Consider the following 13,184-nt stretch of genomic DNA (forward strand, 5'->3'; position numbering starts at 1 on the left):
TCGACGTTTACTCGGCGGACGGCGCCAGCACGGTGCGGTTGCCGTTGCTTTCCATGCCGCTGACGAGGCCGGCGGCTTCCATGCTTTCGATCAGCCGCGCGGCACGGTTGTAGCCGATGCGCAGCTGGCGCTGGACGGCCGAGATCGACGCGCGGCGCGATTGCAGCACGAAGGCGACCGCCTCGTCGTACAGCGGATCGGCTTCGGCATCGCTGTTGCCGCCCGCCGAGCCGGCTGCTTCGGCATCGAAGCCGCCGTTGAGCACGCCGTCGATGTAGTCGGGCTCGCCGAACTTTTCCTTCAGGTACTCGACCACCTTGTGCACCTCGTCGTCGGCGACGAAGGCGCCGTGGACGCGCTGCGGGTAGCCGGTGCCCGGCGGCAGGAACAGCATGTCGCCCTGGCCCAAGAGCGCCTCGGCGCCCACCTGGTCGAGGATGGTGCGGCTGTCGATCTTGCTCGACACCTGGAACGCTAGCCGGGTCGGGATGTTGGCCTTGATCAGGCCGGTGATCACGTCGACCGACGGCCGTTGGGTCGCGAGGATCAGGTGGATGCCGGCGGCGCGGGCCTTCTGCGCCAGCCGGGCGATCAGTTCCTCGATCTTCTTGCCGGCGACCATCATCAGGTCGGCGAACTCGTCGACGACGACGACGATGAAGGGCAGGTGCTCGACCGGCTCCGGGTTGTCCGGCGTCAAGGTGAACGGGTTGGTCAGCTTCTGGCCGGCCTTCTCGGCTTCCTTGACCTTCTGGTTGAAGCCGGCGAGGTTGCGCACGCCGAAATGGCTCATCAGCCGGTAGCGTTTCTCCATCTCGGCCACGCACCAGTTCAGCGCGTTGGCGGCGAGCTTCATGTCGGTGACGACCGGCGCCAAGAGGTGCGGGATGCCGTCGTAGACCGACAGCTCGAGCATCTTCGGGTCGACCATGATGAAGCGGACTTCTTCCGGCGTCGCCTTGTACAGCAGCGAGAGGATCATCGCGTTGACGCCGACCGACTTGCCCGAGCCGGTGGTGCCGGCGACGAGCATGTGCGGCGCCTTGGCGAGATCGGTGACGACCGGCTGGCCGGTGATGTCCTTGCCCAGCGCCATCGTCAGTTTCGAGCCCGATTCGGTGAACACCGGGTCGTTGAACACTTCCGAAAGCCGGATCATCTGCCGGGTCGGGTTCGGCAGCTCGAGCCCCATGCAGGTCTTGCCCGGGATGGTCTCGACGACGCGGATCGACGCCAGGCCGAGCGCGCGCGCCAGGTCCTTCATCAGGTTGACGATCTGCGCGCCACGCACGCCGACGGCCGGTTCGACCTCGAAGCGCGTGATCACCGGGCCGGCGTAGGCGTCGACGACGCTGACCTTGACCTTGAACTCGGCCAGCCGCTCCTCGATCAGGATGCCGCGGTCGAGCAGGTCTTCCTCCGACACCGTCTGGACCGCGCTCGCGGCCGGTTGCAGCAGCGACACCGGCGGCAGTTCGCTGTCGTCGTAATGGCGCGTCGGCGAGGGTGCGCGCACCGCGGCGGCAGCGAGCGGCAGCGCCGGAGTTCCGGTCGGTTCGTCGTCCCATTCGAGCGTCGTCGGAGCGCTCTGCCACGGCATGGCTACCGGCGCAACGATGGCGGGTGCAGTCTGTACGACCGGCGCCGCTGGGGCGGGCGGTGCAATGGTTGCGATCGGTGCGCTTGCTCCGGCCGGCACGCCTGTGGCGGCCAATGGCGAGGCTGCAGCCGGTGCGTCTGGCCGCGACGCCAATGCCGGCGCAACGGTCGTTGCAGGCGGTGTGGCCACGGCTTTGGCCACCGGTTCGGCCGTTGCTTCCGGCTCGGCATCGGCGATTGCGGCATCGGTGCCGTCTGCCGTCGGGGCGGCGATCGGTGCGATGGTGACGGCGAGCGTGATCTCGGGCACAGCAACGGGCTCCGGAACGACTTCGGAAGCGATCGCTGCCGGCTCAACGACGGTTTCAGCCGGTGCGGCGACCGGTGTCGCAGGCGGTGCGATTTCGCCGGTCCACTCGAGTGGCGGCAGCTCGGGCGCGGTAGCCGCTGCGGCGGGGGCCGTTCCGGCGGCGGGCGCAGCCGCTTGGGCCGGCGCGGCTGCCTGAGAAAGGATCTTCTCGTCGGCAACGGGTTCGGTCTTCGGCGCGGGCGGTACTGCCGCGGCCTTGCTCGGAAACGGCCGTGTCGTGACGCGCGGTTGCGTATCGGCCGGTGCAGGCTGTGCGGTGCTGCGCGGCTGAACCCGGGTCGCCGCACGCAGGGCCTGATCGGCCTGGATGCGTAGTGTGCGGGTGTTGAGCTCGGCCGGTTGTGCCGAGCGCGGCGTGACGGTCGCCGGCGGCGTGCGGCCGGCGCGGATGTCGCGCAGCCGGGCGCGGACTTCGTCGGCGTCGATCATCGGCATGGACGTCGCGGTCTGGACTGGCCGCAATTCGCGGTTGCGGTAGACGCGCTGCAGATTGTCCATCACCTGCTGGGGGCCGATCACCGGCAGCTCGCGGCGCGGCCGTTGCGCTGTGTCGAGCGGCTGGCGCACCGGCGTTTCGACGGCAGGACGTACCGGCCGGTCGGCGCCACGGGACGCCGGGCTCCGGTCTGCGTCGTTGGCACCGGGGGCTGGCTGGCGTGCGGCGGGGAGGTCGTCATGAGGGCTGACGCGAGCTTCAGGCGCGGTGTGCCGGGGGCGGACGAAGCCCGGCTGTGCCGGTTCGGGCGAGAGCGAGTCCGCTGCGGCCGTTGTGGCCGGCGCCGTTTCGGCGCGGCTTTCGCGGCGGATCGGAGCGGCAGGCTCGAACCGTGGTCCGAGTGCCGGTTCGGGCTGCTCGTCAGTCTCCGTGTCCTCCAGCGCCGCCTGCCGTGCCTCGGCCCGGCGCTCCTGCATCGTGCGCCACCAGCCCGAGATCCGTTCGGTCGGCAGCAGCTGCGACGCAGCGTTGCCGGCGCTGTTGAGCATTTTCGACGTCGTTTCGCGCAGGCCGATCGACGGCGTGTTCTCGGCGTAGTCTTCGGGATCGAACGCTTCGTCGTCGGCTTCCGGTTCGGGTTCGGCCGCGTTGGTGCCGGGGGACGAGTAGTACGGCGTATCGCGCAGGTCGCGCCACCAGTTCGCCAGCCGCTCGAACGGGTGAAAGTCCTTCAGCGCCGGAATGCCTTCGCGCAGCGCCTCGCCGGCGGCGCCAAGCAGCGACGGCCAGTGATGTTGCGTGGTCAGCGGAATGCCGACGCCGAAGCCGACGAGCAGTGTGACCAGCGCGGCGACGGTGCTGCCCGGTACCAGGCCGAGCCCGCCGAGCAGCCAGTGGCCGACCTGCGGCAGGCCGTCATCACCGGCCAGATAGTCGGCGAACACCAGCGTGGTGAAGAGCAGCGCCGCACCGCCCAGCCGCAGTGCGCGGCCCGGGCGCGCTTCGCCCTGCAGCGGCCAGCGCGTACGCCACGCCAGACGGGCGAGCGGCAGCGCCAGCAGCCAGCCGACGTGGCCGAACAGCACGAACAGCGGGCCGCCCGGCAAGGCCATCAGCAGCACGATTAGCGTCGCGAAAATCCACGACAGCGTTTTGATGAAACGGAACTGGCGGTTGTCGCCCTGTTCGGCGAGATCCGGTTCGGCGTCTGGGGGGAGCGAATCTTGGGACATGGTTTCCAGTGTTCAGAACCTGTTTACGGTCGTGAACGGGTTCTTGGGGCCGCAAGGCCCGGAAACAGGCAGCCGCGGCGCAAGCGGGGCGACGCCTGGAATTCAAGACGGAACGATGGCGGCGGCAGGCCGTACGGCACGCGGAAAACGCGCGGCGGGATGCGGCCCGGCGGTAGCAAAACCGCAAGGCGCGGCGCGATCGACGAGGCCGCGAAGTGTATCACGGCGGCCCTGCGGACCGGCAGCGCCGGCCCGCGTGAAAACACCGCACGGGCGCTGTCTGTGAGGTGGCCGACACCGTTGCGCGGCGGCCGCGGCGATGACCCTCGGCCCGGGATCGGGCAGGGGATGACACCGGCTTTGGCGTCGCGCCTCAGTCGTCGTCCTGCGGCGTGGCGTCGTCGGTGGCGATCGCCTCGGCCAGCACCTTGTCGATGCGCTTGCCGTCCATGTCGACGACCTCGAAGCGCCAGCCGTCCCATTCGACGAAATCGGCGGTGGCCGGTACACGGCCGAGCAGCAGCATGATCATGCCCGAGAGCGTGTGGTAGCGGCCCCTCGATTCTTCCGGTGCGAGCTTCAGGCCGAGCCGGTCCTTGAGCTCGGGGATCGGAATCATGCCGTCGAGCAGCCAAGAGCCGTCGGCCCGCTGCACCGCCCACGCGTCGTCGGCATTGCCGGAGTGGAACTCGCCGGTGACCGCTTCGAGCAGGTCGTGCAGCGTGACCAGCCCCTCGATCTCGCCGTACTCGTCGAGCACGAACACGATCTGCATGTTGTTGGCGCGGAAGTTGTCGAGCAGCTCCATGCCGGTCAGCGTCTCGGGCACGTAGACGCAGGGGACGAGATCGGCCGAAAGGTCGGGCTGCTCGCCGCGCAGCGTGTAGGCCAGCACCTGCTTGGCGTGCAGCACGCCGATGATTTCGTCGAGGCCGCCCTTGCAGACCGGAAAGCGCGAATACTCGGATTCCGAAATCCGCCGCAGGTTCTCGGCCAGCGGCTCGTCCAGGTCGAGGTAGACGATGTCCGAGCGCGGAATCATCAGCGAGCCGAGCTGGCGGTCGTCGAGGCGGAACACGTTGCGGACCATTTCGTGCTGGTGCTGCTCGATCACGCCCGATTCGGAGCCTTCCTCGAGCAGGGCCTGGATTTCCTCTTCGGTCACGCCCTGGCTGCTGCTCTGCCTGACGCCGAGCAGGCGCAGGATCGCGTGCGTCGAGATGCTGAGCAGGTAGACGAAGGGCCGGGCCAGCACCGCCAGCCACTGCATCGGCCGCGCGACGAGCCGGGCGATGGCTTCCGGGTTCATCTGCCCCAGCCGCTTGGGAACCAGCTCGCCGACGATGATCGACACATAGGTGATGACGACGACGACCAGCGCGGTCGAAAACACGCTGGTGGTCTTTTCCGGCAGGTCGAACGTCTGCAGCCATGCCGACAGCGGCGCCGCCAGCACCGACTCGCCGACGATGCCGTTGAGGATGCCGATCGAGGTGATGCCGATCTGGATGGTCGAAAGGAAACGGGTCGGGTCTTCGCCGAGGCGCAGCGCCGTCGAGGCGGCGGCGTCGCCGTCGGCGGCCAGCTTCATCAGCCGTGCCTTGCGCGCGGTGACGAGGGCGATTTCGGACATCGCGAACAGGCCGTTCAGCAGGATCAGGCCCAGCAGCAGCAGGATTTCCATCTCAGCGCTCCCGGCCGGACGGGCTGCAGGGCCGGACTGGCGTCAGCCCGGCGATGCCGGCGGGCTGGCGTGGACTGGAAAGGGGGAAGGCATACGTGTCGCTGCGACTGGGAATGTCCATACGGTGAGGGGCCTCGGCCCGTCACTCCTTGAGTGAAAATGGGACCGCTATGTTAGCGGCACAGGGCGCATGCCGACAATGCATGGCCGGCGTTCAGCGTGCCGCCAGATTGTCGGCCCCGGGGCTGGCCGGGTAGAAGGCGAAGCGCAGTGCGCGGCCGATGCTCGCCGGGACGACCGAGCCGTGGTCCTCGCCGTCGAAGCGCTGGAAGCTGACCCGGTCGGGGGGGGCGGCGGCGAGTTTTTGCGCGAGCGCGGCGGCCTCGTCGGCCATGTTGAACTGGTTTTCCCGGCTGCCGACCGTGATCAGCAGCCGCGCCTTGTCCTTGCCGGGCGTGTACGCATCGGCCTCGGCGACGATGGCGCGGCCGTCCCACCAGACCGACGGGCTGGCGGCGATATAGCTGGCGAACAGCGCCGGGCGCGAAAAGCGCAGGTGCAGCGCAAACAGGCCGCCGAGCGAATGGCCGAACAGCGCCTGCTGGCCGGCATCGACCGGGTAGCGTGCGGCGATCGCCGGCATCAGTTGCCGCTGCAGGAAGTCGGCGAACGCCTCGCGGCCGCCGGTTTTCGGTGGCCGCTCGAACTTCTTCGGTACGCGCTCGTCGGGGACGCTGGACGTCAGGTCGAAGTAGCGCCGGGCGCTGTCGAATGGCTGGTCGGTCGGGTAGCCGACGCCGACGACCATCACGTCCTGCAGCGGCCGCTGCATCCGCGCCGCGGCGGCGGCGATGGCGAAGTGGGCATTGCCGTCGAGCACGTAGAGCACCCGGTAGCCGGCGGCCGGCGGCGGTGTCGTCGGCCGGGACACGAAAATCCGGTAATCGAGGCCGTTGCTGCCGGCCTTGACGTCGTACTGGTCGGCATTGGCCATGGCCAGCGCTTTGGCGGCGGGCAGTGCCGGGGCGGCGAGGGCGAAAGGCGTCATCAGCGCGCAGAGCAGCAGCGGAAGGTATTGGCGGAAGGAAAGCACTCGGGTCCTCTTTCTAAGAGCCTGTTCAAAGTCTGCCGTACGGGTCAGCGCTGGCGCGCGGCTTTCGGCGTGATGCCGAAATGGCGCTTGAACGCGGTGGCGAAGTTGGCCGCACTGGTATAGCCGGCCAGATCGGCCGCTTCGGCGACGCTGACGCCGTCGCGTTCGAGCGCGTCGCGTGCGGCCAGCAGCCGGCGGCGGCGCAGGTAGTCGAACACCGTGTGGCCGAACAGCTGCTTGAAGCGCTGCTGCATGGCGTTGACGTTCAGCCCGGCGTGGCGGGCGAGGTCGTCGAGCGAATGCGCGTCGGCGGCACCGCTGTCGAGGTAGTCGCGCAGCGCGTGCATCTGCCGCAGCTCGCGCGGCCGCAGGCCGGTCGTCGCCGGCGCCGAGACCTGGGCCAGCGTCTGCACGACGAGTTCGATCGCTCGGCTTTCCAGGTACAGCCTTTCGAGCAGCGGCGCGTACGCCGGCGGCCGGAGCATCGACTCGGCCAGCGCGATCTGCCGGGCCGACGGACGCCAGCGCTGCACCGACAGATGGCAGGCGCAGAAGCGGCGCAGGGTATCGTGCTCGGCGCTGTCGAGCAGGCCGCTTTCGTCGAGCCATTCGCGGCTCAGCGTCAGGCTGACCTTGCGCTCGGCACCGCTGTCGATCGCCCTGCGGGTGAACACCTCCGGCTCGGCAACCGAGACCAGCGCGGCCTCGTTGACGATGCGGCCGGCGTCGTCGCACTGCGTGCCGAGCTTCAGACGGCGCTTGCCGTACGAGACATCGGCGCTGCCGGCGAGGAACAGCGCGATGTTCAGCCCGCATTCGAGCTCGGCCTCGGCGCCGGTGCAGCCAAGGTCGCTGCGCTGCAACAGCGGCGCGTCGGTGCGCGTCAGCATCAGGCCGTCACGCAGCGGCAGCGGCTCGAAATGGGGGGCGATTTGCATGTCTTTGACACTCCGCGGGTCGGTGCGCATGCAAAGGTTTTTTTGACCTTTCGCAAACGCTTGTCATACGAACGTGTGGAATACTATGCGCCGTCAAGCTCAAATGCAAATCATTCTCATTTGAGTGGCGGGCGGCATGGGGCCGGTCGCGACAGGAACCGTCAGCGAGACCCGGTGGTACCGGCAGGTGCACGACGGGCAGCGGTTCCCGAAAACTAAAATGCTGCAGAGAGTGTGAAGATGATTCCCCCGTTCAAGTCCAGCCCGATGCTGGCTGTCGTGTCCGCGCTGTTCGCGGCCGCGCCGGCCATGGCCGCGGAAACCGAAACGCAACTGGAGTCGGTCGTTGTGACCGCCGCCGGCTACGAGCAGAAGATCAAGGAGGCGCCGGCGAGCATTTCGGTGATTACCCGCGAACAGCTCGAAAGCCAGCCGTTCACCAGCCTGTCGGATGCCGTCCGCCATGTCGAAGGCGTCAGCGTCGTCGGCCCCGATCCCAACGAGACCGACATCTCGATCCGCGGCATGCCGGGCGAGTACACGCTGATCCTCGTCGACGGCAAGCGCCAGAACACGCGCGAGACGATGAACCGCGGCACCGGCGGCGTCCAGCCGTACCAGATCCCGCCGATGGAAGCGATCGAGCGGATCGAGGTCGTGCGCGGGCCGATGTCGTCGCTGTACGGCTCGGACGCGATGGGCGGCGTCATCAACATCATCACCCGCAAGGTGCCCAAGGCCTGGAAGGGCTCGGTCACCGCCGGCGGCGTGCTGCAGGAAGATTCGAACTACGGCAATACCGGCGAGGGCAGCTTCTGGCTCGGCGGCCCGCTCAAGGACGATCTGCTCGGCCTGCAGGTGTACGGCAGCTACAGCAATCGGGGCGAGGACGACATCTACTACCCGAACAGCATGACCAGCGGTGCCAACGGCACCAGGAACCAGAACTACGGTGCCAAGCTGACGCTTGCGCCGAGCAAGGACCAGGAGTTCATCCTCGAGGCCGGCCGCAACGAGCTGACGTATACCGACACGCCGGGCGAGTCGATCGCCGCCAACGCGCCGTCGGCGAAGAACGAGCACGATCGGACCAACTGGGCGCTGACCCACAACGGCCGCTGGGGCTGGGGGGCGACCACGGTTGCGCTGTACCAGGAAATCGCCAGGCAGATCACCACGACCGGCGGCGTCGAGAGCGCGTCCAAGCCCGAGATCACCAATACCGTGCTCGACGGTCTGGTGACGCTGCCGTTCGATACCAACATCCTCAAGCTCGGCGCCCAGTACAACCACAACAAGCTCGAAAGCATCAGCCGCGAATCGGTCGTTGCCGGCCACGCGGTCAGCCCGGACTCGGTGACCAACAGGGTGTGGGCGCTGTTCGCCGAGGACGAGTACTTCGTCACCGAGAAGCTGAGCCTGACCGGCGGCCTGCGCCTCGACAACGACGAGCGCTACGGCAGCCACTGGACGCCGCGGCTGTACGCGGTCTACAAGGTCACCGACACGATCACCGTTCGCGGTGGCGCTGCCAGCGGCTTCAAGGCGCCGACCCTGCGCCAGACCACGGCCGGCTATTGCATGACCTCGGGCGGCGGTACGCAGAAGCGCGGTTCGCTGTGCGGCAACCCGGATCTCGAACCGGAAACCAGCGTCACCGAGGAAATCGGCATCCGTTACGACGCGCCGAACGGCACCAATGCCAGCCTCACGCTGTTCAACAACGACTTCAAGAACAAGGTCGTCAGCTACGACACCGGCGTGCCCGATCCCTTCAACCGGGCACTGACGATCTACAAGTACGACAACATCGACAAGGTGAACATCAGGGGGGCCGAACTCGGCGGTGCGATGCCGTTCGCAAAGGACTGGAAGGTCAGCGCCAACTACACCTACACCAAGTCCGAGCGCGAAGGCGGCGGTGAGCCGGCGTTCGACGGCGGCTCGCTCGACGGCCGCCCGCTCGACAAGACGCCGGAGCACATGGCCAACCTGCGCCTCGACTGGACGCCGATCGAGAAGCTGGCGACGTTTGCCCGCGTCACCTACACCGGCAAGCAGTACTGGGCGGCGTTCCGCAACGGTGCGATGAACGTGCGCGAGGCCGATGCCTACGCGACGGCCGACCTGGGCGCCAGCTACACCTTCAACAAGCACCTGACCGCCAACTTCACCGTGCTGAACATCACCGACGAGATCGAGCCGGTTGATGACCGCACCCGTACCGGTGGCCTCGACGGCAACTGGATGGTGCAGGAAGGCCGCCGCTACTGGCTGAGCGTCACCGCCAGCTTCTGATCGCAACGATCCCGCTTGCCCGGGGCCGCCCACCGGCCGGTCCCGGGCTTTTTCCATTTTCCGACGAGGTCACGATGCCTGCAGCCCACGCAACGGTCATGACGCCCGATGGCGCCCGTTTTCTGTTCAAGCTTTGCAAACATTTCGCCAAGAAGATTCCGGTCGAATTCGACGAGCGCCACGGCCGCGCCGCATTTGCCTTTGGTCACTGTACGTTGACGGCGACCGACGAGTCGCTGCGCTTCGATTGCGTTTCCGACTCCGACGAAGCGCTGGCGCGGCTGCAATCGGTGGTCGTCGATCACCTGGCGCTGATGACCCGGGCCAACCCGCTGCCGGTGGCCTGGATCGCCGGGGCTTGAGCTTGCGCAAGGCGACGGTCGTCGCGCTTGCTTATAAATGCGTTATAGAATCATTCTCATTTACTAGTGAATCGGGGAGATCCAATTGATTCAGCGATGGATTCAGCGATGGCTGAAACGCGCCGGCCTGGCGCTGGCTTGCGCGGGCGTGCTGGCGATGCCGGCCCAGGCGGTGACGGTGACCGACCTGGCCGGCCGCAAGGTCGAGTTGCCGAAGAAGGTCGACCGCATCCTGCTCGGCGAAGGCCGGCTGTTCTATTCGCTGGCGCTGCTCGAAGGCGACAAGCCGGTTGCGCGCATCGCCGGCTGGCAGGGTGATTTCCGCCAGCTCGATCCGCAGACTTACGGCCAGTACCGCGCCAGGTTTCCCGAGATCGACAAGATCCCGCTGATCGGCAAGACCAGCGAAGCGTCGGTCAGCGGTGAAAAGGTCGTCTCGCTCAAGCCCGACATCGCCGTGTTCAGCCTCGCCGGCCATGGCCCGAGCGTGCACAACCCGCTGGTCAAGCAGCTCGAGGCCGCGAAGATTCCGGTGATCTTCGTCGACTTCCGGCTCAAGCCGATGGAAAACACCGTGCCGAGCATGCGGCTGATGGGCAAGGCGCTGCAGCGCGAGGCGCAGGCCGAGAAGTTCATCCGCTTCTACGAGCAGAACATGAAGCTCGTCACCGACACGGTGAAGGGCATTCCGGCGGCACAGCGCCCGAAGGCCTTTCTCGATCTGCGCGCAGGTGCGATGGACGGCATCTACACCGCCGGCAAGGGCAGCCTGGGCGAGATGGTCGAGGCCGCCGGCGGCATCAATATCGGCAGCGGACTTCTGAGCACCGAAATCGGTGAAGTGAACCTCGAGAAGGTGATCGCGACCAATCCGGCCGTATACATCGCCACCGGCGCAGGGACGCCCGACGCCAAGCTCGGGCTGAAATTCGGCCCGGACGTGAGTGCCGATGTCGCGCGTGCCGCGCTCAAGGCCACGTCGACCCGTGCCCAGCTCGGCGCGCTCGGCGCGGTGCGCAACGGCAAGTCCTACGGCGCGTGGCACCACTTCTACAACACGCCGTATCACGTCGTGCTGGTGCAGCAGTTCGCCAAGTGGCTGCAGCCGGCCGCGTTCGCCAGGCTTGATCCGCAGGCGACGTGGGCGACGATGTACAAGGACTTCCTGCCGGCCGTCGCACCGCAGGGGACGTACTGGGTCGACGCCGGGGGCGCGCAGTGAGCGCACCCGAAGTTGCCGTACTGCAGCCGGCCGACACCGTCGCCGGCTACCAGCGCCTGCTGGGCCGGCGCCTCGCGATCATCGCCGCGCTGCTGGCGGTGATCGTCGCGTCGCTGCTGCTCGACTTCACCATCGGCCCGTCGGGCATGGCGATCGGCGATGTGGTCCGGGCGCTGTTCGACCGTGCCGCGGCCGACCCGGCCACCGCGGTCATCGTCTGGGACATCCGGCTGCCGTATGCGCTGATCGCCGTCGCGGTCGGCCTCGCGCTCGGCCTTGCCGGTGCCGAGATGCAGACCATCCTCAACAACCCGCTGGCGAGCCCGTTCACGCTCGGCGTCTCGCAGGCGGCGGCGTTCGGCGCCGCGCTGGCGCTGGTGCTCGACCTGAGCATTCCCGGCGTTTCGCCCGAATGGGCCGTTGCGGTCAATGCCTTCATTTTCGCGATGCTGTCGGCATGGCTGCTCGACTTCGTCACCCGCGTCGTCGGCATGAGCACCTCGGGCGTCGTGCTGTTCGGCATTGCGCTGTTCTTCAGCTTCGATGCGCTGCTGGCGCTGCTCAAGTATGTCGCCAGCGCCGAGGCGCTGCAGGGCGTGATCATGTGGACGATGGGCAGCCTGTCGCGCGCGACCTGGCCCAAGGTGATCGCGCTGTTTGCCGCCTGTGCGCTGCTGCTGCCGTGGGCGATGCGCAATGCGTGGCGGCTGACGGCGCTGCGGCTCGGTGAGGACCGCGCGGCGAGCTTCGGCGTCGACGTGCGCCGGCTGCGGCTCGGTTCGCTGACGCGCATCAGCCTGCTGACCGCGCTGGCGGTGTCCTTCGTCGGCACCATCGGCTTCATCGGCCTGATCGCACCGCATATCGCGCGTCGTCTCGTCGGCGAGGATCACCGTTTCTACCTGCCGGCGAGCGCGCTGGTCGGCGCGGTGGTGATGTCGCTGGCGTCGGTCGCATCGAAGAACATCGTGCCGGGCGTGATCGTGCCGGTCGGCATCGTCACCGCGCTGGTGGGGATTCCGCTGTTCATGGCGATCGTGTTCCGGCACGGCGGGAGGGCATGATGACGACGCTGTCGATCGAGAACGTCCGCGTCCGCTACGGCCGTCGCGAAGTGATCCCGGGGCTGGGCATCGCCGCGCTGCAACCGGGAGAGGTGACCGCCTTGCTCGGGCCGAACGGCTGCGGCAAGACGACCCTGCTCAAGGCCGTCGCCGGGCTGGTGCGCTGCGACGGCAAGGTCGTGTTCGACGGCCAGACCTTCGGCTACGGCGATTTCGCCGCACGGGCGCGCCATATCGCTTACCTGCCGCAGACCTTGCCGCCGACCGTGCACCTGCGCGTGTTCGAATCCATCCTCGTTGCGCGCCAGGCGACCGCGGTCGGGCTGGCGCGCGGCGGCGATCATGCCGAAGTACTGCAGGTGCTCGACCGGCTGGCCATCGGCCATCTGGCGATGCGCTACCTGAGCGAGCTCTCCGGCGGCCAGCGCCAGTTGGTCGGCATTGCGCAGGCGCTGGTGCGCGCACCGAAGGTATTGCTGCTCGACGAGCCGCTGTCGGCGCTCGACCTCAACCACCAGTTCCAGGTGATGGACCTGCTGCGGCAGGAGACCCGCGCGCGCGGCATGGTCACGGTGATCGTGCTGCACGACCTCAACGTCGCGCTGCGGCACACCGACCGGGCGCTGCTGCTCAGGGAAGGGCGGCTGGTGGCCGAGGGGCCGCCTGCCGCGGTGATCAACAGCGCGACGCTGGCCGAGGTCTACGGCGTGCGCGGCCGGGTCGAACCCTGCTCGCAGGGGTTCAGCCAGATCATGGTCGACGGCCTCGTCGGCGCCTGAAACAGCAACGCCACCTCCGGGTGGCGTTCTGCATTCCGTCGGCCCGCTCTGGACAGCTGGTGATTTAAAGATATATCTTAAGATGCATCTTTAGATATATCGAAGGA

9 protein-coding genes are annotated in these 13,184 nt (G+C 67.8%); 5 read left to right on the top strand and 4 right to left on the bottom strand.

Going from position 1 to position 13,184, the window contains the following annotated elements:
* Positions 1 to 7: 7 nt before the first annotated feature.
* The 4 genes from BJP62_RS19095 to BJP62_RS17000 all read right to left on the bottom strand — a co-directional run bounded on the left by BJP62_RS19095 (position 8) and on the right by BJP62_RS17000 (position 7,352).
* On the bottom strand, positions 8 to 3,637 hold the full coding sequence (locus BJP62_RS19095) for a DNA translocase FtsK (RefSeq protein WP_070531689.1): 3,630 nt from the start codon (positions 3,635 to 3,637) through the stop codon (positions 8 to 10).
* 373 nt (positions 3,638 to 4,010) lie between these two features.
* Positions 4,011 to 5,321 (bottom strand): hemolysin family protein, encoded by a 1,311-nt coding sequence (locus BJP62_RS16990; RefSeq protein ID WP_070531691.1) that lies wholly within the window; start codon positions 5,319 to 5,321, stop codon positions 4,011 to 4,013.
* A 214-nt stretch (positions 5,322 to 5,535) separates the two neighbouring features.
* Entirely contained in the window at positions 5,536 to 6,414 is an 879-nt protein-coding gene (locus BJP62_RS16995) for an alpha/beta hydrolase (protein ID WP_083300993.1), read from the bottom strand.
* Between the two features lie 44 nt (positions 6,415 to 6,458).
* Entirely contained in the window at positions 6,459 to 7,352 is an 894-nt protein-coding gene (locus BJP62_RS17000; protein ID WP_070531693.1) for an AraC family transcriptional regulator, read from the bottom strand.
* Between the two features lie 240 nt (positions 7,353 to 7,592).
* Between BJP62_RS17000 and BJP62_RS17005 the strand changes: the two genes are divergently transcribed.
* From BJP62_RS17005 to BJP62_RS17025, 5 genes are all read left to right on the top strand, one after another.
* Entirely contained in the window at positions 7,593 to 9,650 is a 2,058-nt protein-coding gene (locus tag BJP62_RS17005) for a TonB-dependent receptor domain-containing protein (RefSeq protein ID WP_070532924.1), read from the top strand.
* 98 nt (positions 9,651 to 9,748) lie between these two features.
* Positions 9,749 to 10,012, top strand: coding sequence for a DUF2218 domain-containing protein (locus BJP62_RS17010; protein ID WP_205700925.1), 264 nt, complete (start codon positions 9,749 to 9,751; stop codon positions 10,010 to 10,012).
* An 85-nt stretch (positions 10,013 to 10,097) separates the two neighbouring features.
* Entirely contained in the window at positions 10,098 to 11,234 is a 1,137-nt protein-coding gene (locus tag BJP62_RS17015) for an ABC transporter substrate-binding protein (RefSeq protein WP_236943624.1), read from the top strand.
* Positions 11,231 to 12,298, top strand: a complete 1,068-nt coding sequence (locus BJP62_RS17020) for an iron ABC transporter permease (RefSeq protein WP_070531702.1) — start codon at positions 11,231 to 11,233, stop codon at positions 12,296 to 12,298. Before BJP62_RS17015 ends, BJP62_RS17020 begins: the two co-directional genes overlap by 4 nt.
* The gene (locus BJP62_RS17025) at positions 12,298 to 13,077 is read left to right on the top strand and encodes an ABC transporter ATP-binding protein (protein WP_205700926.1); all 780 of its coding nucleotides are present in this window, start codon (positions 12,298 to 12,300) and stop codon (positions 13,075 to 13,077) included. Before BJP62_RS17020 ends, BJP62_RS17025 begins: the two co-directional genes overlap by 1 nt.
* Positions 13,078 to 13,184: the final 107 nt, after the last annotated feature.

It is taken from the genome of Jeongeupia sp. USM3 (genome assembly GCF_001808185.1).
Taxonomy (GTDB): Bacteria; Pseudomonadota; Gammaproteobacteria; order Burkholderiales; family Chitinibacteraceae; genus Jeongeupia.

What these genes read in the sequence shown, in the direction of transcription:
- BJP62_RS19095 (WP_070531689.1), bottom strand. Translation starts at nt 3,637, where the DNA reads ATGTCCCAAGATTCGCTCCCCCCAGACGCCGAACCGGATCTCGCCGAA.
- BJP62_RS16990 (WP_070531691.1), bottom strand. Translation starts at nt 5,321, where the DNA reads ATGGAAATCCTGCTGCTGCTGGGCCTGATCCTGCTGAACGGCCTGTTC.
- BJP62_RS17000 (WP_070531693.1), bottom strand. Translation starts at nt 7,352, where the DNA reads ATGCAAATCGCCCCCCATTTCGAGCCGCTGCCGCTGCGTGACGGCCTG.
- BJP62_RS17005 (WP_070532924.1), top strand. Translation starts at nt 7,593, where the DNA reads ATGATTCCCCCGTTCAAGTCCAGCCCGATGCTGGCTGTCGTGTCCGCG.
- BJP62_RS17010 (WP_205700925.1), top strand. Translation starts at nt 9,749, where the DNA reads ATGACGCCCGATGGCGCCCGTTTTCTGTTCAAGCTTTGCAAACATTTC.
- BJP62_RS17025 (WP_205700926.1), top strand. Translation starts at nt 12,298, where the DNA reads ATGACGACGCTGTCGATCGAGAACGTCCGCGTCCGCTACGGCCGTCGC.